The organism is Mesorhizobium sp. WSM4848 (assembly GCF_055811375.1).
Genome location: NZ_JBVVPX010000044.1, coordinates 1 through 24,305, shown reverse-complemented (window position 1 = coordinate 24,305; position 24,305 = coordinate 1). Strand labels below are relative to the sequence as shown.

21 protein-coding genes are annotated in these 24,305 nt (G+C 63.3%); 13 read left to right on the top strand and 8 right to left on the bottom strand.

Features of this window, described 5'->3' with window-relative positions; genetic code table 11:
* Positions 1 to 296 precede the first annotated feature (296 nt).
* A complete protein-coding gene (locus tag AC0L16_RS29270; protein WP_473624884.1) occupies positions 297 to 974 on the top strand; it encodes a hypothetical protein in 678 nt (225 codons plus the stop codon).
* 29 nt (positions 975 to 1,003) lie between these two features.
* On the opposite strand, the gene AC0L16_RS29265 is transcribed toward AC0L16_RS29270, so the two are convergent.
* Positions 1,004 to 1,456: a nucleoside deaminase gene (locus AC0L16_RS29265; RefSeq protein WP_473624883.1), complete on the bottom strand. Its 453-nt coding sequence runs from the start codon at positions 1,454 to 1,456 to the stop codon at positions 1,004 to 1,006.
* A gap of 176 nt (positions 1,457 to 1,632) precedes the next feature.
* Between AC0L16_RS29265 and AC0L16_RS29260 the strand changes: the two genes are divergently transcribed.
* The 5 genes from AC0L16_RS29260 to AC0L16_RS29240 all read left to right on the top strand — a co-directional run bounded on the left by AC0L16_RS29260 (position 1,633) and on the right by AC0L16_RS29240 (position 8,198).
* Positions 1,633 to 3,744 (top strand): pseudouridine synthase, encoded by a 2,112-nt coding sequence (locus AC0L16_RS29260; protein ID WP_473624882.1) that lies wholly within the window; start codon positions 1,633 to 1,635, stop codon positions 3,742 to 3,744.
* Positions 3,725 to 4,279 carry a 16S rRNA (guanine(966)-N(2))-methyltransferase RsmD gene (rsmD, locus tag AC0L16_RS29255; protein ID WP_473624881.1) on the top strand — a complete coding sequence of 185 codons (555 nt, stop codon included), beginning with the start codon at positions 3,725 to 3,727 and terminating at the stop codon, positions 4,277 to 4,279. Before AC0L16_RS29260 ends, rsmD begins: the two co-directional genes overlap by 20 nt.
* A 94-nt stretch (positions 4,280 to 4,373) precedes the next feature.
* Positions 4,374 to 5,741, top strand: a complete 1,368-nt coding sequence (locus tag AC0L16_RS29250; protein WP_473624880.1) for a M16 family metallopeptidase — start codon at positions 4,374 to 4,376, stop codon at positions 5,739 to 5,741.
* A gap of 204 nt (positions 5,742 to 5,945) precedes the next feature.
* On the top strand, positions 5,946 to 7,259 hold the full coding sequence (locus tag AC0L16_RS29245; protein ID WP_473624878.1) for a M16 family metallopeptidase: 1,314 nt from the start codon (positions 5,946 to 5,948) through the stop codon (positions 7,257 to 7,259).
* Between the two features lie 54 nt (positions 7,260 to 7,313).
* Positions 7,314 to 8,198, top strand: coding sequence for a patatin-like phospholipase family protein (locus tag AC0L16_RS29240; protein ID WP_473624877.1), 885 nt, complete (start codon positions 7,314 to 7,316; stop codon positions 8,196 to 8,198).
* A gap of 213 nt (positions 8,199 to 8,411) precedes the next feature.
* Here the strand turns inward: AC0L16_RS29240 and AC0L16_RS29235 are convergent, their stop codons facing one another.
* A complete protein-coding gene (locus AC0L16_RS29235; RefSeq protein ID WP_473624876.1) occupies positions 8,412 to 9,563 on the bottom strand; it encodes a helix-turn-helix transcriptional regulator in 1,152 nt (383 codons plus the stop codon).
* Between the two features lie 351 nt (positions 9,564 to 9,914).
* On the opposite strand from AC0L16_RS29235, the gene AC0L16_RS29230 reads away from it, so the two are divergent.
* Positions 9,915 to 10,274, top strand: a complete 360-nt coding sequence (locus AC0L16_RS29230) for a hypothetical protein (RefSeq protein ID WP_473624875.1) — start codon at positions 9,915 to 9,917, stop codon at positions 10,272 to 10,274.
* Positions 10,275 to 10,337: 63 nt separating this feature from the next.
* Positions 10,338 to 10,772, top strand: coding sequence for a cytochrome c family protein (locus AC0L16_RS29225; RefSeq protein WP_473624874.1), 435 nt, complete (start codon positions 10,338 to 10,340; stop codon positions 10,770 to 10,772).
* A 27-nt stretch (positions 10,773 to 10,799) separates the two neighbouring features.
* Here the strand turns inward: AC0L16_RS29225 and AC0L16_RS29220 are convergent, their stop codons facing one another.
* Positions 10,800 to 11,948, bottom strand: a complete 1,149-nt coding sequence (locus tag AC0L16_RS29220) for a CapA family protein (protein WP_473624872.1) — start codon at positions 11,946 to 11,948, stop codon at positions 10,800 to 10,802.
* Between the two features lie 364 nt (positions 11,949 to 12,312).
* A complete protein-coding gene (locus AC0L16_RS29215; RefSeq protein WP_473624871.1) occupies positions 12,313 to 13,209 on the bottom strand; it encodes an MBL fold metallo-hydrolase in 897 nt (298 codons plus the stop codon).
* A gap of 163 nt (positions 13,210 to 13,372) precedes the next feature.
* Here AC0L16_RS29215 and AC0L16_RS29210 point away from each other — a divergent pair, with 163 nt between their 5' ends.
* Positions 13,373 to 14,281 (top strand): LysR family transcriptional regulator, encoded by a 909-nt coding sequence (locus AC0L16_RS29210; protein ID WP_473624870.1) that lies wholly within the window; start codon positions 13,373 to 13,375, stop codon positions 14,279 to 14,281.
* Between the two features lie 446 nt (positions 14,282 to 14,727).
* Positions 14,728 to 16,086 (top strand): phosphatase PAP2 family protein, encoded by a 1,359-nt coding sequence (locus AC0L16_RS29205; RefSeq protein WP_473624868.1) that lies wholly within the window; start codon positions 14,728 to 14,730, stop codon positions 16,084 to 16,086.
* Positions 16,087 to 16,415: 329 nt separating this feature from the next.
* On the opposite strand, the gene AC0L16_RS29200 is transcribed toward AC0L16_RS29205, so the two are convergent.
* Positions 16,416 to 17,435 (bottom strand): PQQ-dependent sugar dehydrogenase, encoded by a 1,020-nt coding sequence (locus AC0L16_RS29200; RefSeq protein WP_473624867.1) that lies wholly within the window; start codon positions 17,433 to 17,435, stop codon positions 16,416 to 16,418.
* 133 nt (positions 17,436 to 17,568) lie between these two features.
* Positions 17,569 to 18,159, bottom strand: coding sequence for a dihydrofolate reductase family protein (locus AC0L16_RS29195; protein WP_473624866.1), 591 nt, complete (start codon positions 18,157 to 18,159; stop codon positions 17,569 to 17,571).
* Positions 18,160 to 18,314: 155 nt separating this feature from the next.
* Here AC0L16_RS29195 and AC0L16_RS29190 point away from each other — a divergent pair, with 155 nt between their 5' ends.
* Complete coding sequence (locus tag AC0L16_RS29190; RefSeq protein ID WP_473624864.1) at positions 18,315 to 19,214, top strand: HNH endonuclease; 900 nt, start codon at positions 18,315 to 18,317, stop codon at positions 19,212 to 19,214.
* Between the two features lie 54 nt (positions 19,215 to 19,268).
* Here the strand turns inward: AC0L16_RS29190 and AC0L16_RS29185 are convergent, their stop codons facing one another.
* Complete coding sequence (locus tag AC0L16_RS29185) at positions 19,269 to 21,107, bottom strand: hypothetical protein (protein ID WP_473624863.1); 1,839 nt, start codon at positions 21,105 to 21,107, stop codon at positions 19,269 to 19,271.
* An 8-nt stretch (positions 21,108 to 21,115) separates the two neighbouring features.
* Entirely contained in the window at positions 21,116 to 21,334 is a 219-nt protein-coding gene (locus AC0L16_RS29180) for a hypothetical protein (RefSeq protein ID WP_473624862.1), read from the bottom strand.
* Positions 21,335 to 21,678: 344 nt separating this feature from the next.
* On the opposite strand from AC0L16_RS29180, the gene AC0L16_RS29175 reads away from it, so the two are divergent.
* Both AC0L16_RS29175 and AC0L16_RS29170 read left to right on the top strand, forming a co-directional pair.
* Positions 21,679 to 22,740, top strand: a complete 1,062-nt coding sequence (locus AC0L16_RS29175; RefSeq protein WP_473624860.1) for a LacI family DNA-binding transcriptional regulator — start codon at positions 21,679 to 21,681, stop codon at positions 22,738 to 22,740.
* 71 nt (positions 22,741 to 22,811) lie between these two features.
* Positions 22,812 to 24,053: an ABC transporter substrate-binding protein gene (locus AC0L16_RS29170; protein WP_473624858.1), complete on the top strand. Its 1,242-nt coding sequence runs from the start codon at positions 22,812 to 22,814 to the stop codon at positions 24,051 to 24,053.
* Positions 24,054 to 24,305 lie beyond the last annotated feature (252 nt).

The window sequence follows — 24,305 nt, the reverse complement described above, 5'->3', positions numbered from 1 at the left end:
GCCTAAAAGTGCGTAGCGGTTTTGGGATAACGACATGCACGGCCAGAATGCATGTCGCCCAAAAGTGTGTAGCGGTTTTGGGATAACGACATGCCAGGGGGCCATATCGGTGCACAAATGCCACGGCAGGCGACTGATCGGCCCCCGCTCGTTGCCCTTAACGAGTGGTTGAGATAAACACGCGAAACTCCGGACGACAAATTGTCGCCGGATTTCCGTCGGAAGAGCATAGGCGATGGGGACCGGACCTTTGGCCGGTGGCGATCGAGAGGCTGTCTAGAGTGGGACTTTTTGGCATGACCGAAAGAACTTGCGCGCGCGTTGCGCTGCTGGCGCCGCTTGTCGTGTCCGGCTTGGCCCTGTCCGGCTGCATGGGCTCGCCGACTTACGGGACCGACAAGACCGCCTCCGCCCAGCTTGCCGGCGATCTCACCAGCGCTTTTTCAGTCATGCCGAAGAACAAGGAAAAGATCGACTACAAGCCGCGTCCCGAACTGGTGAAGCCGGCGCCAGGCCAGAAGCAACTGCCGCCGCCGCAGGACAGCATCGCGACGGCAAGCGCCGATTGGCCGGAATCGCCCGAGCAACGCCGCGCTCGCCTGCGTGCCGAGGCCACGCTCAATCAGGACGATCCGTCCTACCAGGCGCAGATCGTCGATGACGTCCAGTCGGATCAAACCGCGATCAAGGCTGCAATGAAGCAGTCGGCTTCCAGTCATCCGCCGGCCTGGACGCCGGCGGATTCGGACAAGGGCCGCGCCGCCGAGGTCAAGCGCCGCCTCGCCGAACAAAAGCAGGGTGACCCGAACACCCGCAGATATCTGAGCGAGCCGCCGGTGCAATACCGCGCCGCTGCCGGCACCGCGCCGGTCGACGACCTCGGCGAGGACGAGTACAAGAAAGAACGCCGCCTCAAGAGGGAAGCGGCCGCCAAGAACAAGAGCGGCGGTATGTTCGACTGGCTGCCATGGTAGGCTGCAGGCGCTAGGGTAGGCTGCCGACGCTACGGTTCGCGTCGCTCCCTGAAAAAATCCTTCAGAAGCAGCGCCGCGTCGCTCTCGGCCATGCCTGGATAGATGTCTGGCACGTGGTGGCAGGTCGGTGAGGCGAAGAAGCGCACGCCGTTGACCACAGCGCCGCCCTTCTCGTCGGCGGCGCCGAAATAAAGCCGGCGCAGCCTGGCGAACGAAATGGCGCCGGCGCACATGGCGCAGGGCTCCAGCGTCACATAGAGATCGTGGCCGGTGAGCCGCTCGCTTGACAGCTTGCGGCAGGCCTCGCGGATCGCCAGCATCTCGGCATGGGCCGTAGGGTCGGCAAGCTCGCGGGTGCGGTTGCCGGCACTGGCAACGACCGTATCGCCGCTGGCGACGACCGCGCCGACCGGCACTTCGCCGCGCAGGGCGGCGGCTTGGGCCTCCTTCAGCGCCAGCGCCATGAAATCCGGCCGCTTCAAGCGGTTTCCATTCCTATTATCTCCTCGCTACTCCGGCGTGATCCTGTTATCTAGCGCATGATCCCGAAAACCGGAATCGGTTTCGCAAGGGATCATGCGCCAAATCAAAGTCCTACAGCGTCGTTTGCGCGTCCGTACGGACGCGCGGCGCTGCAGTGCAAACGAGCAAAAGCCACATGGACGACAAAGACGAGAAATTCCCGCGCCAAAAGGGTCCGCGCCAAAAGGGTCCGGGCCAAAAGGCTCCGGGCAAAAGCGGCCCGAAACCATCGGGCCCGCGTAGTCGCGATGCCGCTGCCGGCAAGAGCGGCAAGCCGTCCTTCGGCGCGAAAAAACCGTACGCGCCACGTGGCGACCGCCCGCTGGCCGCTGACGGCGAGCGGCCGAAGCGTGACTTCAAAAGCGGCGACCGGCCGATCAGCAGGGGGCCGCGCCCCGACGGCAAGCCTTATGAAAAGCGTGAGGGGCCGCGCAAGCCATACGCCCCGCGCGGCGACCGGCCGATGGCCGCCGACGGCGAGCGGCCGAAGCGCGACTTCAAAAGTGGCGAACGGCAGTTCAGCAAGGGGCCGCGCCCTGAAGGCAAGCCCCATGAGGGGCCACGCAAGCCGTACGCCCCGCGCGGCGACCGCCCGATGGCGGCTGACGGCGAGCGGCCGAAGCGCGACTTCAAGAGTGGCGACCGGCCGTTCATCAAGGGGCCACGCCCTGAAGGCAAGCCTTATGAACAGCGCGAGGCGCCTCGAAAACCCTATGCGCCACGCGGCGACCGGCCGGCGGCTGCCGAAGGCGAGCGCAGCGAAAGGCGCTTCGACCGTCCCAAGCACGACTTCGGCGATCGGCCCAAGCGTGATTTTGCCGGTGATCGGCCCCAAGGGGCATCGGGTGGCTTCAAGCCGCGCCCGCGTCCCGCCGAAGCGACGGAAGAGGCTGGTGAGCGCATTGCCAAGCGGCTGGCCCGCGCCGGCCTTGCCTCGCGTCGCGATGCCGAGGAACTGATCGCGGCCGGCCGTGTCAAGGTCAATGGAAAGGTGCTGTCCTCGCCGGCCTTCAATGTGATGCTTGGCGACATCATCCATCTCGACGGCATGGAGATCCCGCCGATCGAGCGTACCCGGCTGTTCCTGTTCCACAAGCCGGCCGGCGTCGTCACCACCAATCGTGATCCCGAGGGCCGCAAGACCGTCTTCGACGTGCTGCCGGCCGACCTGCCGCGGCTGATGACCATCGGCCGGCTCGACATCAACACCGAAGGCCTGCTGCTGCTCACCAATGACGGCGGGCTGGCGCGCGTGCTCGAACTGCCGGCGACCGGCTGGCTCAGGCGCTACCGCGTGCGCGTCCACGGCAAGGTCGAGGAAAGTGCGCTCGCCGGCTTGCGCGAAGGCATCGCCGTCGACGGCGTCTTCTACGGCGCCATCGAGGCGACGCTCGACCGCGAGCAAGGCACCAACGCCTGGCTGACGCTTGGCCTGCGCGAAGGCAAGAACCGCGAGGTCAGGAACATACTGGGCTCGCTTGGCCTCGACGTGACGCGACTGATCCGCATTTCCTACGGACCGTTCCAGCTCGACGACCTGCCGGAGGGCCATGTGCTGGAGATCAAGGGCCGGGTGCTGCGCGACCAGCTCGGCGAACGCCTGGTCGAGGAGTCCGGCGCTAATTTCGACGCTGACATCACCAAGCCGTTTTCCAACAAGCCGGTGCGGCGCGAGCGGGAAGAGGAACCGGAGCGGCCGAAATTCACCCGCGATGGCGAACGCCGTCCGATCGGCGAAGGCGGGCTGATCAAGAACCGCAAGCGCCGCGAAGGCAGCCGCGACGAGGCACTGGGCAAGCTGTCGACAAGTCCCGGCAGAAGTTTTGGGCCGGAAAAGAGCTTTGGTGAGCGCGGCCCTAAATCTGAGCGTAGCGGGCCGGGCGGCTTCGGCGGCAAACCGGGCGGCGGGAAAAAGTCCGAACGCGAGCAGCGCCCGATCGAGCCGCCGGGCCAGCGCAAGGCCAATGTCTGGATGGCGCCGGGTGCGCGGCCGATCGGCAAGGGCAGGGCGGACGCCGATGCCGCCAAGGCGGCCGAAGCCAAGGAACGAAAGGCATCGTTCAAGCCGTCTTACGGCAAGCCCGCCTATGGAAAACCGGGAGGGGGAAAACCCGGAGGCGCAAAGCCGTTCGGCAAGCCGCGTGGTGAACGCCCCAGTTCCGGCAGCAGTGATAGCGGCAAAGGCGGCGACCGGCCGCGCAGCGGCCCCAAGGGATCTAGGGGAGGCAATGCGGATCGTCGGCGGTGAGTTTCGTGGGCGTCCGCTGGCGACGCCCCGCTCAAGCGCCATCCGCCCGACCACCGACCGCACCCGCGAGGCTGTCTTCAACGTGCTGGCGCATCGTTTCCCCGACAGGCTGGTCGGCGCGCGGGTGCTCGACCTGTTCGCCGGCACCGGCGCGTTCGGCCTGGAGGCGCTGTCGCGCGGCGCATCTTATGGCGTCTTCATCGAAGAATCGGCGGAAGGGCGCGGCCTGATCCGGACCAATGTCGAGGTTTTCGGCCTCACCGGGCGTACCAAGATATTCCGTCGCGACGCTACGGCTCTGGGCGAGGCGGGCACGATGGCGGCGTTCGGCCTGGTGTTCGCCGACCCGCCCTATGGCAAGGGCCTGGGCGAGCGTGCCTTGCGCTCGGCCAAGGCCGGCGGCTGGCTCGCCCCCGGCGCGCTCTGCGTCGTCGAGGAGGCGGCAGCGGCGCCGTTCGAGGCAGGGCCGGGCTTTTCGGTTGTCGACAAGCGCAGCTATGGCGAGACGGTTATCCGCTTTATCGAGGTTGGATGAAGGGAGCGCAGCGCCTTCAAAATGACGAACAAATCAATTTGCCTGTGGCAACACCCCCGCCTATCGTCCCGCCCCACGACAACCGGAGTCGTTGATGACATCTCAGGCTGATTGGCTGCGCGGAACGCTTTTTGCGCTGGCTCTCGTGATGACCGGCCCGGTTCTGGCCGACAACAAGCCGGACGACGGCAAGGTGACGAATTTCCTGCTCGACAACGGCATGGAGGTCGTTGTCATCCCCGATCGCCGCGCGCCGATCGTCACTCATATGGTGTGGTACAAGATCGGCAGCGCGGATGAGCCGCCGGGCAAGTCCGGCATCGCCCATTTCTTCGAGCATCTGATGTTCAAGGCGACGACCAACCATGCGGCCGGCGCGTTCGACCGCGCCGTCTCCGCCATCGGCGGTTCGAACAACGCTTTCACCTCCTATGACTACACCGCCTTTTACGAGACGGTGGTGCCGCAGGCGCTCGAGCAGATGATGGATTTCGAGGCCGATCGCATGCGCAACCTCATCCTCAACGACGACGTCATCGCCACCGAGCGCGACGTCATCCTTGAGGAACGCCGATCGCGCATCGACAGCAATCCGCAGGCAGTGCTCGGCGAGGAGGTCGACGCCACGCTCTGGCAGAACCAGCCCTATCGCATTCCGGTGATCGGCTGGATGCAGGAGATGGAGAAGCTGAACCGCGCCGACGCCAAGGCTTTCTACGACAAATATTATACCCCCAACAACGCCGTGCTGGTGGTGGCCGGCGATGTCGAGCCGCAGGTGGTCAAGGCGCTGGCCGAAAAGACCTATGGCAAGGTCGCGCGTGGTCCAGACCTGCCGCCGCGCATCCGTCCGGTCGAACCCGAACAGAACACCAGGCGCACGGTGACGCTCGCTGACGCGCGTGTCAGCGTGCCGAATTTTTCGACGCAATGGGTGGTTCCCTCCTATCACACTGCGAAGCCGGGCGAAGCGGAAGCGCTGGACCTGCTTGCGGAGATCCTCGGCGGCGGCGGCAGCCGCAGCCGGCTGTACCAGCAGCTTGTCGTCAAGCAAGGCATTGCCGCCGAGGCCGGTGCCTTTTTCCAGGGCACCATGCTCGATGCCACCAACTTCACCGTCTATGGCGCGCCGCGCGGCGATGCCAAGCTGGCCGATGTCCAGGCGGCGGTCGAGGCCGAGGTCGCCCGCATCGCCAGCGAAGGCGTCACATCGGACGAGCTGGAGAAGGCCAAGAATCGTTTCGTCCGCTCGATGATCTTCGCCCGCGACAAGCAGGATTCGATGGCCAACATCTACGGCGCGACGCTCGCCACCGGCGGCAACGTCAGGGATGTCGAGGAATGGCCGGGCCGCATCCGCAAGGTCACCGCCGACGAAGTCAGGCAGGTTGCGGCGCGCTATCTCAATCTCAACCATTCAACATCAGGCTATCTCTTGCCGCAGACACAGGCAGGGAATTGATCGATGACGAGGAATCAGCATAGCGGCGCGTTCTGCCTTCTCCCCTTGTGGGAGAAGGTGGATTGGCGCGAAGCGCCAAGACGGATGAGGGGTGCTGCACGGAGCTCCATCGGTGCCAAGCTGGAACACCCCTCATCCGACCGAGCTTCGCTCGGCCACCTTCTCCCACAGGGGGAGAAGGGAAGGTCGCGCATAGCCGCCCCTTTGGCCACTCTGCTCCTCTCCCTCGTCTTCCTCGTCCTGCCGGCGCTTTCCGCTCGTGCGGCCATGAGCGTCCAGGAGGTGACGTCGTCAAAGGGTATCACCGCCTGGCTCGTGGAGGACTATTCGGTGCCGCTCGTCGCCATCCGCTTCGCCTTCGACGGCGGCGCGACGCAGGATCCCACTGGAAAGGAAGGCCTTGCCAATCTGATGAGCGGCCTGTTCGACGAGGGCGCCGGCAATCTCGACAGCGAGGGCTTCCAGATCAAGCTCGACGACGTCGGCGCCGAGATGAGCTTCGAAGCGGCGCGCGACGGCATCTACGGCTCGATGCGCATGCTGGCCGAGCAGCGCGACGCGGTGTTCGACCTGTTGCGGCTGGCGGTCACAGAGCCGCGTTTCGACCAGGCGCCAATCGACCGCATCCGCGCGCAAGTGCTGTCCGGCATCATCGCCAACGAGCTTGACCCCGACACGCTCGCCCAGCGCAAATGGCTGGAGGCACTATACGGCACCCATCCCTATGCGCGGCCCGAAGAGGGCACCAGGCAAAGCATCGCCACCATCACGCCGGACGATCTTATCGCCTTTCACAAGGCGAATTTTGCGCGCGACGGCCTGCATGTGGCGGTTGTCGGCGCCATCGATGCCGAGACGTTGAAGAAAAAGCTCGATCTGGTCTTCGGCGGCCTGCCACAACATCAGGCGCTAACGCCCGTTGCCGACATCGATCCGAAGCTCAACCAGCAGCTCGAGGTCAATTACGACCAGCCCCAGACGTCGCTGCAACTCGCCTATCCCGGCGTCAGGCGCAGTGCGCCGGATTTCTTCGCCGCGGTGCTGATGAACGAGATCCTTGGCGGCAGCGCCTTCACCTCGCGGCTGTTCGATGAGGTGCGCGAAAAACGCGGCCTGGCCTACAGCGCCAGCTCCGACCTGGTCGACCACCAGCACGCCAACGCCCTGGCCATCACCACGGCGACCCGCGCGGATCGGGCGGCCGAGACTTTGGCTGTCGTGCGCGAGGTGGTGAAGCGCATGGCCCAGGAAGGGCCGACCGAAGCGGAACTGGCGGCGACCAAGAAATACTTGATCGGCGCCTACGCCATCAACAATCTGAACTCCTCCGCCGCCATCGCCGCGACGCTGCTCGAACTGCAGCTCGACAAGCTCGGCATCGACTACATGCAGCGCCGCGCCGCCTTCATCAACGGGGTGACGCTGGATCAGGTCAAGGCGGCGGCGAAAAAGCTGCTTTCCGCCGAGCCGGCCATCATGGTCGTCGGGCCGAAGCACGCCGAGGCCAAGGAGGAATGAGCCCAAATGGGGGGCAGGGCCAAATGAGGCGCAGGGCCAAATGAGGGGCAGGGGATGAGCCCGAGCTTCGGCATCGCCTTCGGCGGCGGCGGCGCGCGCGGACTGGCGCATATCCATGTCATCGAGGCGCTGGACGAGCTGGGTATAAGGCCGGTCGCCATATCAGGCTCATCGATCGGCGCCATCATGGGCGCCGGCATGGCTTCGGGCATGGCCGGCAGCGACATTCACGACTACATGCGCTCGATCCTCGGCCGCCGCGCCGAAGTGGCGGCGCGCATGTGGCGGGCGCGGCCAGGCACCTTTGCCGAGGCGCTGCAGGGCGGGCTGCGTGTCACCCAGTTCAATGTCGAGCGCATCCTCAAGGCATTCATGCCCGACGCCATACCCGAAAGCTTCGCCGAGCTGAAAATACCGCTGAAGGTGACGGCCACGGATTTCTTCGGCCATAAGCTCGCGGTGCTGAGCGACGGCGACCTGCATTCGGCGCTTGCCGCCTCTGCGGCTATTCCAGCGGTATTCCGCCCGGTGATGCGCGACGGCAGGCTGCTGATCGACGGCGGCATCTACAATCCGGTGCCGTTCGACCTGATCGAGCACGACGCCGACATCATCATCGCCGTCGACGTCGTTGGCGCGCCGACCAAAGGCGGGCGCAAATACCCGACCTCCGTCGACCTGATGTTCGGCGCCACGCAATTGATGATGCAGTCGATCATCGCCGCCAAGCTGAGGCAATGCCAGCCGGACATACTGGTCAGGCCGGCGGTGTCGAAATACCGCGTGCTCGATTTCATGAAGATCGATGCCTTGATGGCCGAAACGGCTGATATCAAAGACGAGCTGAAGCGGGAGATCGAGAAGGCGGTGGAGACGAGGGCCAAGGTCGACACGAGCAAGCGCCCCAATCAGGTGGGGGGCGTGGCGCGGAAAGTCTGACGCCTGGTGCCCTCCGAAACAAGCGCAAGCGCTGAACATTTGAAACATCTGCGCTGCGACAGGCACCCAGAAGACTTTCCGCGGTATTCTGCCGGACCTGAACCGTTTGGCTGATCGCTTCCCGGTCCGGCACTGGACCCGGCCAAGCCGGAACTGATCAAGACGATCCGCGGCGTCGGATACCTGTTTCCAAAGCGGTGAATGAGGTGTGGTTCAGGGACCGGGCTGCCCGGCGGGCGGAACGATCTGCATGACAAGGCGCATCAGATCGGCCTGGCGGGAGACGCCGGTCTTCTGGAAGATGTTGTCGAGATGCGTCTTGGCGGTCGCGTTGGCAATGTGAAAGCTGGCGCCGGTTTCGGCCAGGGTGTGCCCGGCGAGAAGGCTGGCGAGCACACGGGTTTCGGCCAGCGTGAGCCCAAAGGCTGTCGCCAGCATGTCGGCGGCGATATGCTCGTCCGGTGCATTGCCGATGAACACCGCGGCTGCCGCCGCGGGCTCCATGCCGGCGCGCAGATCGCCGCCGGCAATCGGCAGCACGCGGGCGAAGACGGGCGGCAGGTTAGGTTCGGTGAGGAGGACGGCAAGCCCGTTCTTGCCGATGCTGGCCTCATCCTGAGCCGCAGCCAAGATGGCGCTGTGAAGCTCCTTGGAAGCCGACGGGATCTTCGCTTGCAGAATGCCCCGGACATCCTGGATCGAGCCGCCGCTCCGCAGCCTGCACTTGGCCGAGCGATTGGCGTGCAGGATGGCGCCACGTTCATTGGTGAGGACCACGGCGCATGTGAGCGCATCGAGCGCCTCGGCCATGCGTGCGCGTTCGATCGTGCTGATATCCAGCATGTTGCTGATCATTACCGACCGGCGCACATGCGGCAGCAACAGTCCGCCAAGCTTGATTTCACGGTCGGTGATAATCCCTTGCCGCTCATGTCGGGCAACGGCGAAGCCGGCAAGGCGGGTAGGGGTATGGATCAGGAAAAACGACATGACGTCGACCAGGCCTTGCGGCTTCAGCCACTCCTGAAAATATCGGGAGGTCTCCAGGTCGGCTTGCGGGACATGGCGCGAGACCACATGCGGCACATCGAGCGAAGGCCATTTCGAGAGGTTCTCGATCAGCCGGGCGTGGATCTCGGGGACATGTTTCGCCTGTTGCTCCAGCCAGTATGGCGCTATTCCCACGGTCCTGTGGATCAGCAGCCGGTCGTGACTGAGATCGTCAAGGTGCAGCACCGCTGTCTGGGCGTTGAGCGCATCCCTGATCCCGGCAAGCGCGTACTCCCATCGCCCCGGGTCGAGTGCGCAATCGTAAATCGAGCCGATCAGCTTCGACAGCTCATGACGCGACAATGCCTTGGCCATCGAGGGCCCCCCGCATGTCGACAGCGCGTCCGACGCGGAAAGCCGCGCGCTCTCACAGGTGCTCTCGCCTCTCCAAACTTTAGCGATCGCTTAAATTCGATTATCTCCCCCAAACAGGGGATGTGCAAGCAGCCGTGCGGTGAAAAGCTTAAGCCTTAGAAGAACGTCACACTTAACTGTGACAACCAGTGGGGCTCAGCGCGTTCCTGGCTCGCGGACCTTCGCCACTGTGATGCAGCCGGGGGGACTAATCAAGAATTCTGCCTGCGTGCGCCGACTATCACGGCGCGAGCGCCTATTGCTGAAACTTAAGCCGGGCTCGGCCCGGACAATTCGGGATGGAGCAGCATTATGAACAGGTACATTGCTTTTGCAGCACTTTGCATGGCGGCGATGCCCGCCCATGCCGGCGAGCTTGGAGCCATGAAGGCTGAAAGCATCGATCTCGCCGGCTTCCTTGGTGTCGTCTATTACACGCCGCGGGAGGACGGTTATCGGGTGGTCACCACAATCGCGCAGGGCGAGGCTGGCATGCCTGTGCGTTTCGTGGCGACACTGACCGAGAACCAGATGGTCGCGGTCTCCGTGCCGGGCAAGCTGGGAGAGTCGGACCAGATCATCGAGATATCGCGTGTCGGCGGCAAGCTCGTCGTCAGCCCGCAGCCACTAGACGGGATCGTGGTCGCGTCTCCGACGCTCGCCGTCGAGTGATGACCGCCGTCGAATGATCCAAGGTCGAGTGATCCAGGGGCATGCGCGTTGCGGCGGCGCTGGATGAGCATGCAACACGGGCCGCGGACGATGTCTCCATGGCTCGTCCTCCCGTCTGTCGTCGTCTTTTCCGTCGCCGCCGGCTTCGCCGTGTCTTCGCAAGCTGACCTGGCCCCGGGCAAGCTCTACGAAATTGTCGGCGGCAAGGTCGATGCGCGAACCTATAACGGCTTCCGTCGCTACCATGGCAGCTGCAATCACTGCCATGGTCCCGACGGCATGGGCTCGACGTTCGCCTCGGCCCTTGTCGACCGGCTGCCCGGCATCGAGGTCTTCCGGCGCAATGTTCTCGACGGCGTGCGCAGCGGCCCTTCGGTGATGAAGGGCTTCGCCGACGACCCCAACGTCGCTCCTTACATCGACGACATCTACGCCTACCTGCGGGCCCGCGCCGACGGTGCGCTTGGCCGGGGTCGGCCTGAGAGGCTTGAAAATTAGTGCTATTGCCTGCCGACCGCAGGCGCTTCACCAAAGGACAGCGAGACGGTCGTCGCCGAGCGCCACATGCGTACCGAAAGGTGAGCACTCGCGCTCAAGCATGGCCGCGAGCCAGGCGGCATCTTCGCGCAGGGCGCGGTTTAGCCGGGACCTGGCGAGCTGGAACGGCACCAGGTCGAGCGAAACAAGCGTACCGTCCGGTATCGCGAGCCGCGGCAGGTACATCAGCGCAAGCTCACCACGAAACGTTTCGTTGCCGGTGATTCCCTCATAGTCGGTGAGGAAGTCGCCGCACCCGTAGAGGATCAACCGGCCGTGATGGATTTCGATCGGCTTGGGATGGTGGGAGGAGTGCCCATGCACGACGTCGAAACCTGCGACATCGATGAGAGCATGGGCAAGCGCGCGTTCTTCCGCCCGGACTTGGTAGCCCCAGTTGCTGCCCCAGTGGATCGAGGCCACGGCGAGGTCGCCAAGCTGTTTTATGGCCTGCACGGATCGGGCGATCTGCGCGAGCGACCGGGCCGAAACATCCGCCAGCAAATTGACGCCTGGCTTGTAAGCCCCGGCTGCCCATGAGGCTGGAACGCCGCTCGTCCCGAGCGCGAAGCCGAACACGAGCACGCGGCCTCCGCCGGCCAGTTCAATGACGGCAGGCGCCGCCGCTTCATCGGCGTCGAGCCCGGCCCCGGCATAGGTGAGGCCGGCAAGCCGCAGCGTATCGAGGGTTTCGACGAGGCCGGGCTCATCCCAGTCGAGCACATGGTTGTTGGCGAGCACGCAGCAGCTTACCCGCGCCGCCGCCAGGCAGCCGATGTTTGCCGGATTCATCTTGTAATTGATCCCCTTGGGCACCAAGGACAGGCTGGTGGTGATGCTGGTCTCGAGATTGATGATCCGCGCGTCGGGCGCTTCACGGTCCAAATCGGCGAGCGCATCGCCCCAGACATACGCCTCGTCGACCTTTCTCGGGATCAGTCCATTGATGCGTTCGGCAAGCTCGACATAGGTCGTCGCCGATTTGACATAGCGCTCGCTGAGGTGCGGATCGCCCGGACTGGCGAGGATCTGGTCGATGCCGCGCCCGAGCATCACGTCGCCGCACAGGAACAGTTTTGCGCTGCTTCGGACGGGTCGTTCGGATCCTGCGGCGACGTTGTTCGCGATCTGCGGCATCTTGGACCTCCTTCCCCGCCAACACCCGGTGACCCCAAGGGGTTCCCAGCCCAATTAGCGCGGATCGCATCGCGCGCCGCGAGGTCAACCTGTTCGTCGACCACAGCCAGATCGTGCAGCACGAAGCGCTTCGCTCCGGCATCTGGGGAACCAAATGCACCTGGGGGCGGATTCAGAATATTGGGTGAGGGGCGGCGCAGGCCTCGTTCCAGCTTGGGTTCCTCGCCCCACGAAAGTGGGGAGAGGTGGCTCGGCGAAGCCGAGACGGAGAGGGGACTGCGCCTTCCGAAAGCCCCCTCTCCGGCCGCTTCGCGGCCACCTCTCCCCCACCTTTCGGTGGGGGCGAGGAACCCAGGTCGTGTCCTCAGCCCCACTTCATCTCGCCGGTGGCGACCTTGGAGCCGATGTCGAGCGCGACGCCCATGCCGAGGCCGGGGAAGCGGGCTTCCATGGCGCCCTTGAGTGCGGCCGCGTCCTTGGCCTTGGCCAGTTCTTCCTCGAAGGCAATGAGGTAGGTCTTGGTGTGCTCGACGCCCGAAAGGTCGGTGGCGGCCTGCGGCGTCATGTGGCCGGGCACGACGATTTCGGGCTTGGCGGTCGCGATCTTTTCGAGATTGGCGAGCCAGGCGGCGCGCTGTTCCCTCGTCGGCGTGTCGGCGGTCCAGACATGCACGCCGGAAAAAATCATCACCCCGCCGAACACCGCATTCAGCGACGGCACCGAGAGATAGCGCCGGTTGGCGAGGCCTTCGGCGTCGACGATCTCGATGGTCTCGCCATCGACGGTGAGCGTCTTGCCGTCGAACATCTCGGGGATGACGACATCGGCAAGCGCCTGCGGGCCATTCTCCTTGAGCTGCGGCCCCCAGACGGCGATTTTCTTGTCGACGCTGCCGTTGATGGCGGCCACCGTCTCGGCAGCGGCGATCACCCGTGCATGCGGAAAAACCTGCTTGATCGGCTTGAGGCCGAAATAATAGTCCGGGTCGGACTGGCTGACATAGATGGTGGTGAGCGTCTTGCCGGTCGCCTTGATCGCCTCGGCCACCGCTCGGCCGTCGGAATAGGTGAAACCGCCGTCGATCAGCAGCGCCTCGGAGGCGCCGGTGATCAGCACCGGGGCGCGAAAGAAGCCGTTTTCGCCGGCCGGAAAATGCTTCCAGGAAAGCCCGCCGGCCGCATGGCCAAGCCCGGGGGGAGCGAAGACGGCGGCGGCGCCGGCGGCGAGGGTGGTTTTCATGATGGCTCTCCGTGTGAACATGGATGTCTCCTGGGAGATGCGGAATTCGGGCGAGGCGGGCGCATCTCCCGGCGCAGCCTCGACGCCGGGAAGATGGCAAAAGCCGAATGCGTATTGAAGGCCAACAAAATAGACGTAATGTATGCCATTGCCTGACAATGAGTGCATTTGCCATGAGCCGCGCATGAACCTGAACCGGCTGGCCTATTTCGCCGCGGTGGTCGATGCCGGCTCCTTCACCCGGGCTGCCGAGCGGCTGGGCATCACCAAGGCGGTCGTCAGCCAGCAGGTGGCGCGGCTGGAGCGCGATGTCGGAACGACGCTGCTGATCCGCACGACGCGGCGCGTCCATCCGACCGAGGGCGGCCGGACATTCCATGCCCGCTGCCTGCAAGTTCTGCAGCAGGCCGAGGATGCCTTCGACGAGCTCGCCCAGGCTGCCGCCGAGCCGACCGGCACGCTGCGCATCGCGGCGCCCAACGATTACGGCACCTCGGCAGTGGTGCCGGTGGTCGCCGCCTTCAGCGCCCGCTATCCCGGCTGCCGGGTGGAGCTGACGCCGGGCGACGAGACCATCGACCTGGCGTCCGGCGGAATGGACGTGGCGATCCGCGTCGGCTGGCTGGCCGATTCCAGCCTGCAGGCACGACGCATCGGCATCTTTCGGCAATTCATGGTGTGCGGCGCCGAGTTTGCCGGGCGATTTAAGGCCGGCGAACCGCAAGACTTGTCCGGGCTGCCCTTCGTCGCCAACATGGCGCTGCGCGAACCGCTGCTCTGGCAATTTTCGCGCGGCGACGCCGAGCAAACCGTGCGCATGCAGGCAACGATCGCCATCGACGCGACGCCGGCCGTGCTGGCCGCCGTCCGCGCCGGTGCCGGCCTGTCGGTGCTGCCGGACTTTTTGGTACGGGACGAGCTGGCTGCCGGGCGGCTAATCCACATCCTGCCCGAGTGGCAGCTGCCCTCCGGAGGCATCTACACAGTCTACCCCGCCGCACGGTTTCGCCCGCCCAAGGTGACCAGGTTTGTCGAGATGCTGGTCGCGGCCGAGCAGAAGGTAGGGTCAGGCGGGGAGGGGCGCCGAGGCTGAAGCTGCCGATCTCCCCCCTTGTGGGGGAGATGGCCGGCAGGCCAGAGGGGGGCGCTGTCCCGCCAACCTATCAGTCGATTGCATAGCGTAACCGCGCAAGTCCCCAGCCGATCACAGGTTGAAACGAAGGCCGGCGTTCCTTCGCGCCCCCCTCTGCCCTGCTGGGCATCTCCCCCACGAGGGGGGAGATTGGCTGTCTTCGGCGCCTTCGCCAATCACCAGCGATGCAAAGTGCCAGTCAATGTGATTGGCAGGATAGGAAGTGGGTGCAAATCAGGAAGACAGTGGCCTTCGGACGTGCTCTTTCACAACGCTGCCCGGCTCTAACTTTTATCCTTTTACCCGGCAGCGCCTCGCGGTATAATTAGTTTTCGCTAAAATAAAGGAAGGCCGTGAAAACGGAAAACCCTCCGTCTTTGGGCGGGGGCAACCTAGGGGAGGCTCGCATGCTCAGCGGTTTTGGCAAGGCCTGCGCGGTAATCCTTTTTTCAGGGAACTGCGCTTTCGCCCAATCGGATTTGATAGAACCAGAGGCTGGAACGTGGAAGACGTGGGTGATCACGTCTGGCGAGGACTTCCGAGTCCCGCCGCCGCCTGACGCCTCCGCCGCAGCAGCCGAATTGGCGCAGATGCGGGATCTCTTGGCGCAAAAGGATCCGGCTGCCGCCGACAAAATCACCTTCTGGGACGCCGGCTCGCCTGGGTACCGATGGATCGATCTGGTCAACAATCGCCTTCTCGAAAACCAGCAGATTCCAAATGCGCACCGCGTCTACTCCTATTTGACGATGGCGATGTACGACGCCACCATTGCTGCCTGGGACGCGAAGTACTTCTACAATCGGCCGCGCCCGAGCGAGGCGGATGCGACACTGGCGACTGCGCTGCCGCCGCCGCGGAGTCCCTCCTATCCATCCGAGCATGCCGCAGCCGCCGGAGCTGCCGCCACCGTTCTTTCTTATTTCTTTCCCGAAGAGACATCGTCGTTCAAGGCAATGGCCGAAGAAGCGGCACAGTCGCGTGTCCTTGCCGGTGTCCAGTTCCCAAGCGATTCTTCCGCTGGCCTGGAGTTGGGGCGGAGGGTCGCAGAGCAGGTGATTGCGCGGGCAAAGGCCGATGGCTCCGATGCAAAGTGGACCGGCACCGTTCCGACCGGGCCGTGCATGTGGGTCGGGAAAAAACCCGCCAATGTAACCATGCCAAACTGGAAGCCGATCGTGCTGGCTGCACCCGATGAATTCAGGCCGCCGGCGCCGCCCGACTGCCAGTCCCCGGCCGTAAAGGCCGAGATGGATGCAGTCCGACAGTTTGAACGAAAATTCCCTAGCAGCTACAAAGCATTCTACTGGCAAAGCCCATCCGGCCTGTTCACCGACTGGTATGATTATGCCAGCAAATGGATGTTCGAGGACAAGACGGATACGAACCCGCCGCGTGCCGCGCGGGCTTACGCGATGCTCGCAACGGTCTATTACGACGCCTACATTGCAAGCAACGACGGGAAGTACGCCTATTGGTATCTGCGGCCCAACATGCTTGACGCGAGCATCACTCCCATGTTCGCGGTGCCAGCTCATCCCAGTTATCCGTCGAACCACTCCGCGCTCTCGACTGCCCGATGTGAGGTCCTGGCGTACCTGTTTCCCGGCCATGCGGAGTTTATCCGCGCGGTTGGCAAAGAGGCGGGTGATTCCCGCGTCTGGGCAGGCATCCACTATGAAATGGACAACCGGGCCGGCGCCGCGCTCGGTAAGGCGGTCGCCGGGAAATTCATCGAGCGGGCAAAAACCGACGGGGCGGACTAGCGGAAGGAAGGGCGCTGTAAGGTCGGGGCGAGGCACGCTGATGACCGAAACGGGCGAGCTTGAAGCGCCGAGGCCGAAGCTGCCGATCTCCCCCCTCAAGGGGGTTGAGGAGTGGTCCGCGAAGCGGACGGAAAGCCAATTGCTTGGCTTTCCGAACGACGAAAGCCCGGCAGGGCAGAGGGGGTCGGTTCGATCGGGCGCGACCTCCTCGCTTGCGACAGTGGAGGTTGGCGCATTACGTGAGACAACCCCCTCTGGCCTGCCGGCCATCTCCCCCTCAAGGGGGGAGATTGGCTGTCATCGGCGCCTTCTCCAATCACCAGCGTTCGTCATCGCCTGAAGATGTAAATCGCGCCTCCGGCGTCGTCGGATACGAGCACGGAACCGTCCGGCGCTTCCTTGACATCCACGGGCCGACCGACGCCTCTGAGGAAAGTCGTCGCCGAGACGGGCCGGCCGCCCCTGAAGCGCACCCGCACGACCTGACGCCCGACTGGAACTGACCTGTTCCAGCTGCCGTGCTCGGCGACCAGAGCGTCGCCGCCGAGGCTGCGGAAGAAATGGATTCCGAGGGTTGCGACATGCGCTTGATATTCGAAGACGGGCGGAATCTGCTGCGCGGGCGGCCGTGCGTCCCGGAACCCCTTAAGCGGGATTCGGCCTCCGAAGTAGGGAAAGCCATAAAAGCCGCCCGGCCGAAGCGCGTTCAGCTCGTCCGGCGGGATATCGTCGCCCATTCGGTCGGCGCCGTTGTCAGTGAAGAACATGGTGCCGCCGCGCCAGTCGAAGCCGACCGAATTGCGAACGCCCCAAGCGACGCGCCGAAGATCGGACCCGTCCTGGTTCATGCTGACTATCGTGCCTTGCAGTCCACGCGGCAAACAAATGTTGCAAGGCGATCCGAACGAGACATAGAGCCGGGAATCGGGGCCGACGGCAATGTAGCGAAGATTGTGGGCTCCCGAATTCGGCAGCCCTTGGCGAATGTCGCGCCTGCCGCTCAGGGCGCCCCCCGGCCCGATATCGAACGCGGTCACGCGGTCGCTCGAAGCTACGAACAAACGGCCGCGTGAGCATGCGACTCCATTCGGAGCGGAGAGTCCGGAGGCGACCCGCCGGGCGCGGCCACCGGACACCGGCACCGCGTAGACCGAGGAGCGTTTGGTTCCGACGAACAGGACGTCGCCGCAGACCGCCATTTCGCGCGCGGCGGGAACGCGGGCGAGAACCTCAGCCCGCGCGGGTCCGGGGGCGAGAGCCACGCCAGAGGCGGCCGCCGCGACCGAGACGAGAGCGAGAGGCCCAATTCTAACGGAAAGGAACCCGGCCTTAGGCGAAAAGACGTCCATCGGTGCCCTCCGAATACAAGCTGACTTTGCTGGAGGGAATTGGGGCGACTTGTTCTTGTTTCAAGCCGGAGCCCAGGGCCTCGCTGCGGCTGAGCAGCAGATGGGTGAAACGGGCAAGGAGCGGTAAAGCGTATCACAACTTCGCTATTACCGGCGTATACTCAAGCGCCACCACGCCGTTGCTGAATGGCGCGGCTGAAATCAGCTCGAGCGGCACCTGTTCGCCGGGCGGGAACAGCGGCTTGCCCTGGCCGACGGCGCCGGGATAACTGAGCAGCCTGACGCGGTCGACCAGCCGGTGGCGCAGCAATTCCTGCGCCACGCTGAGGCTGCCATGCACATAAATGTTGCCGCCGCTGCCTTGCTTCAATTCCCTGACCGCTCCCGGCAGTGCGCCCTGCAGCAGCTCGGCCGGTTTCCAGTCGAGCGCTTTCAGGCTCGTCGACACGACATATTTCGGCAGCGCGTTGAAGCGGTCGGCGAAGTCTCCGGTTTCCTCAGGCCACGAGCCGGCGAAAATCTCATAGGTCGTGCGCCCCAGAAGCATGGCGCCGCTGTCAGCAAGCTCGTCCTCCTTGAACCTTTGCATTTCATCGTTCCAGGTCACGCTGGGCAGCTTCTCGACCTCGGCGATGCCATCGACGCTGATGAATTCGGTGACGATGAGTTTCGCATGGCGCTCTCCTTCTGTCAGAGGACGGACCGCGCGAGCCTTTTGCGACATGCCTCGTGAAAATATGCGCGGCGCTTGTTAGGGCTATTCGCCTCCAAAGGACCGATACCATGGGGAAAAGCTTCTCCGACCTGGACTAAGTTCCCAAGATCGGATTGGAGTTACATCTGAGGCAGATATTCCCAAAAACGCATTGCAGGAAAATCATGGGGTTCGGGGTATTCATTCATCGCTCAGATTCGATCTACGATGACAGCCCCGCAGAGCAGTACCAGTTTCCTCGCCCCTATCTAAGCCGCGTCGAAGCATGCGTCGGCGACTGGATCATCTATTACGAGCCCAGCAAGGTAAACGATACCCGTGGCTATTACGCCGTAGCCAAGGTTCAACAGATCATTCCCGATCCTGTGACGCCTGATATGTACCTCGCTCTGATCGAGCCCGGGACCTATCTCGATTTCGTCAATCCTGTTCCATTCAACGGAACTGATGGTCTCGTTGAACGAGGCTTGCTCAACGACCAAGGGCGGATTTCCGGTCGCGCCCAATCGGCCGTCCGCCCAATCAGCCCAGCCGATTTCAACCGAATTATCGATCTGGGCCTGGACACGAATGGTTCGTTGCTGCCGCGCGTCGATGAGGTCGGCACATCTGCCGGCTTTCACGATGAGCAGGCGCCATTCGAATTCGAGCAGAGTCGTGATCGCGTAAACTATATCAGATCGCGAATCGTGCGGGACCGAATTTTCCGTCGCATCGTCTTGCGCGCCTACGACGAGCGCTGCGCGATCACCGGACTCAAATTAATAAATAGCCGCGGCCGGGCCGAGGTTTCTGCCGCGCATATTCGACCCGTCGAAGCGAACGGACCCGACGTCATCAACAATGGAATCGCGTTGTCTGGCACAGCGCATTGGATGTTCGATCGCGGGTTGATCAGCCTGTCCGATGACTTGGAAATCCTGATCTCACGACAGGTCAACGACCTCGACAGCGTGCAGGCATTCATAAACACAACCCGTTGCGCGCTTCCCGCTCGTCGACAGTTTGACCGCCCGCATCCTCGTTTCTTGCAATGGCACCGCGAGCATTGCTTTAAGCAATGAGGTGGCGAAAGTGGCTTCCGGCAGCGACAGCCATTCGATGCGCACGGCTCCGATTCATGCGGTTACGAGCACCAACTCCTCGTCCTCGGCGCCATTCGTCTCGTCACTTTGCCGGTTGGGCCTGAACAGGCGGCCCATGCTTCGGCGTGCTGGCTGGAGGGAATCGTAGAAGTCATCCGCGGCAAGACTCAAACTTTCTGGTGCCAACGCATGCTTGACTGCGTCGGCGTCCCATTCCTTATTCAACTGCTTTGCAAGGGCGAACACAACAGCCCTGCCGACACGCAGGATCATGCTCTTCTCCGCTTGCTGCAGCGCTGCCTCCCGCATGCTATCAACGTCGGTGACAGTGGCGTATGACGCCTCCAACGTCTCGCGCATCTCACCAATCGAGGGATACAGCATGTTGAGAAACAACTGTCCGTTCTCGTAGTAGCGTCCAGCTCGGCTTCGAAGCTGCTTCTCGTCGATCTCTTCCGCCGATCGCAATAGTACAAGCTCAGGCGCCCGCTCACGGTCCTTCCAGAGGTCCGCCGCTTTTGCGCCTTGCGGCGCTAGGTTGAGATCGACATGTTTCGTCCTCGGCTTCGATCCATTGGTCGAGCCTTCGCCTTCCCGCGTCGGCTGAGTGCCAACACCCGAGGAAGAGTCCACCAGCCGGACCCCGGTCGGCGTCGCACGTGGCAGAACGCGACGTACTCGCAGATCGTCAAGCAGCTTCTGAAGTTCGTCACGAATATCGTCGTTCGAGGTGCTTTCCGGTGCAAATGAGCGGATGAGGTCGATGAGCCACTGCGGACGATGCTGGGCGACTAGATCGCCGAAGTGCGTAGCCTGAACCGTTTCCTGCTCACCCGACCTATAACGCAAGAACTGTCGGTAGCCGTCCGGCAGTACCGACGCGTTGTCAGGAAGTTCGATATGGACGGAGATATGCTTCGACCCGAACGGGACGCCAAAGAGTGGAGCATTGATCGCCCAAGCCCTGCCTGTTTTCACGTCGTAGAGTTCGTCCTTGTACACCATACCTACGAGGCTGAGCGCGGATTGGATTGCTCCGCTGATTGATCGATTGTGGCTTGGTGATTTTTCGTAGGGCGGGTCGTAGTAGTAGTGGACTTTTATTCCAACCGGCGTTTCGACGGTCTCGGTCCTCTCGAAAGCACCCGCCGCCGCTCGTCGCGGCAGAGGTTCGAACACGCGCGTTCCCTCGCCAAGCTTGTGCGTGCCGGTTTGGAGCACCACTCGGACGCCCTCGGGTAGCCGGTAGAACCGGTGGTATAGGTAGGTCGCCAGCCACTGAGCGTCTAAGAGCGGGTTGCCGTTGTAAGGGTCGCGTGCCGTATCTTGCTCGTGCTCGTTGCCCAGGAGCCGCACTTCAGTCCAATCCTCCCCGAGGTCGTACCCTTCCTCGCGCGCTTGTTGCGTAACGTTCACGACCTCTGCGAATTCCCCGTTATCGAGTTGGCGACGAAGCCGGCCGTAGCGGCCATCGCGCTGACAGAGGAGGACTTCGTTCACTTCACCGGAATTGCACGATCGATAGATCATGCCGAGCTTATTAGAGGGAAGTGAGGCCACCTTCGCGCCCATACCGAAGTTCGCATCCAATCCCTTCTCCTTTCGGATTGATGCGGCCAAATCGCACATCCGATAGAGTTCGCTCGCGTCCATTCCAGGCCCGGTGTTCCAGATGGCCAGTTTCGGTGTGCCGCCGAAATCGACCACCCGGAAGGTTACTTGCCGACGTCCTTCCTCTGCCTGAGACGCGGCCTCAAGCGCGTTCTTCGTGAGTTCGCGGATCATCATCATCCGCGGACAACGCTCGATCGTGGTCGCCACCAAGAAATCGGTATCGTCAATTTGGATCGGAGTAATGCTCGAAGAGTCCATTGCCAATCCTACAGCTTGAATCCGGATTTCCGGACACGGGGCGTCTCAAAGCGTCCTTCTACCGCAACAACGGCTTCCCGCAGCGCTCGAATGATTTTCCTCACCTCGACCTCCTCATATTCGTAGACCTGACGGTTTGAGAGATTGCCGATCCGAGCTATCGCCTCAAGTGCTTTGGTGGTCCGGCTCTCAGCCAGTTGACGGAATTTTTCGCGCTTTTGTGACAAGGATGACGTCATATTCCACGTAAACTTCGCAAATTTAGCGAAATACGTTGCATGAAATACGCACATTTGCAATCAGCTACGTGGTGGCTGAGCATTTTGTGGGCAATGCGAACAAATCTACAGGCCTGCCGGCAGGTGATTGCCGGTGGCATAAAAGCGGGCGAAACAGGCTTGGCAGGCCACTGACCATTCCATGCGCTCTTGCCTTACCCCCATCTTCGATCTAATCTCCCTCTGAGAAAACCTTTTCCCATATCGCCCGCGTCTGCTATCTCGGCACTCAGCGCCCTCGCAGGACCATAAGAGAAAAGCTTTTCTCAAACGGGAGGATCGATATCCAAATCATGGCGTCCGACACCCAGCCAACGCCAGTCTCCGCCAAGCAGCCGGTCACCCTCCGTGAGGTGGCAGCGCTTGCCGGCGTCAGCATTGCGACGGCGTCGAAGGCGCTGAACGGGCAGGGGCGGATGACCGCCGAGACGCGCGAGCGTATTCGCGAGACGGCGCAGCGTCTTGGCTTTCGCCCCAACAGCCTGGCGCAGAGCCTGTTGCGCCGGCGCTCGTTCACCGTCGGCCTGTTGACCAACGATACCTATGGCCGTTTTTCGCTGCCGGTCATGTCGGGCATTTCGGATGCGCTGGTCGACAAGGGCGTCTCGGTGTTTTTGTGCAATGTCGAGGACGACCAGCGCCTCGGCCAGATGCATGTCGATGCGATGCTCGACAAGCGCGTCGACGGCATCATCGCCACCGGCAAGCGCATCGACCGCCATCTGCCGGTCGACCTGTCCAATCTCGGCGTTCCCGTGATTTACGCCTTCACCCAGCCAGATCCCGGCGCCGTCGCTTTTGTGTCTGACGATGCCGGCGGCGCGCGCCTGGCGGTCGAGCATTTTTGCCGGCTCGGCCGGCGGCGCATCGCCCATGTCAGCGGGCCGACGAGTTTTGCGGTGGTGCACGCGCGGGCACAGGCCTATCGTGACGTGCTGACCGAGAAAGGCTTGCCGGTCATGGAACCATTGCTCGGATCGTGGTCGGAGGCATGGGGGCACGAGGCGGTGAAGACGCTCTTCGACGGCAAGCTGTCGAAGAGCGGGGGCGAAAAACCCGACGCCGTGTTTTGCGGTAATGACCAGATCGCGCGCGGCGTCATCGACGCTTTGCGCGAGCGCGGGCTTGTTGTGCCGGACGATGTCGGCGTCATCGGGTTCGACAATTGGCAGATCGTCGCCGAGGCAACCCGCCCGCCGCTGACCTCTGTCGACATGAACCTGGCGGCACTCGGGCGCGAGGCCGGGCTTACCTTGCTTTCGCTCGTCGGCGGCGAACCCGCTGAGCCGGGCATCCGAAAACTGCCGTGCCGGCTGGTGGTGCGTCAGTCATGCGGCCGTCCGTCGGATGGCTAAATCAAAGACGCCGTGCCGGGAGCGCGGCCGCAGGAAAGAACGATGAGGAGAAAAACATGAGGAGGAGAACCATGAAGACCATGATTGCCGGGTTTGCGCTTGCCGCGAGCCTGTTTGCCTTCCCAGCCGCTGCCGCCGAAACCGCCAACATCTGGGTCCGGGCCGACGGCTCGAACTTCATGCCGCGCATCGTCGATGCCTTCAACAAGGGGCATGAGAACCAGATCAAGCTGGACATCATCCCCAATGCCGAGATCATCCCGAAATATGGCGCAGCCGCTGCCGGAGGCACGGCGCCCGATGCGCTGTCGCTCGACCTGATCTACACGCCGTCCTTCGCTGCCGCCGGCCAGCTGGAGGACATCACCGACTGGGCAAAGTCGCTGCCTTATTTCAACAGCCTGTCGCCGGCGCACGTCAAGACCGGCACTTATAAAGGCCGCATCTACGGGCTGCCGTTCTCCGCCGATAGCTCGGTGCTGATCTGGAACAAAAAACTGTTCAAGCAGGCCGGCCTCGACCCTGAAAAGGGCCCGACCAACTGGGCCGAGATCGAAGCCTATGCCGAAAAGGTCAACGCGCTTGGCGGCGATATCAAAGGCTTCTATTTCTCCGGCAATTGCGGCGGCTGCAACATCTTCACGTTCACGCCGCTGATCTGGGCCTCGGGCGGCGACATCCTCACCGAGGACGGCTCGAAGGCGACGCTCGACAGCCCGCAGCTGCGCGGCGCCATCGATCTTTACCGCTCGATGGTCAAGAAGGACCTGGTGCCGGCCGGCGCGCAGACCGATACCGGCTCCAACTTCTTTGCCGCGTTTGCCGCCGGCAATATCGGCATCTCGCCGTCCGGCGCCTTCGCCATCGGCGCACTGAACACCCAGTATCCAGACATCGACTATGGCGTCACCTTCCTGCCTGGCAAGGATGGCGGCTGGTCGTCCTTTGCCGGCGGCGACAATTTCGTCGTCACCAAGGGCACGACCAAGGTTGCGGTGGTGAAGGAATTCCTCGATTTCGCCTATTCGCTGGAGGGCCAGACCATCCTGGCGAAATACGGCAGCCTTCCGGTGCGTGGCGACATCGCCAACGAGGCGCTGAAGGAACTAGACCCGCGCTACAAGATCGCCGCCGAGGCCATGGCCAAGGGCCGGACGCCCTATTCGGTGGTGTTCAACGACCTGATCAACTCCGCCAATGGTCCGTGGAACCAGATGGTCAACGAGGTCTTCTTCGGCGAGGACGTCAATGGCGCCATCGCCAATGCGCAGGAAACCATGCAGTCGATCATCGATTCGGCACCGCAGCAGTAAGCGCCGGTCCGGCCGTCAGCCTGTCTCCCTGGGCAGGCGGCCGGACATTTGCATCCATTTGACAGGGCTATTTTACATGGAAGCTTTGGGGCATCTGCCCGCTCCAATCTCGCCCCTGCCACCTCTCCACGAGGGGGAGGGCAATTCGAGCTTGGGTTCCTCTCCCCCGCGAAGCGGGGGAGAGGTGGCTCGGCGAAGCCGAGACGGAGAGGGGGACTGCGCCCTACGAAAGCCCCCTCTCCGGGCGCGGGG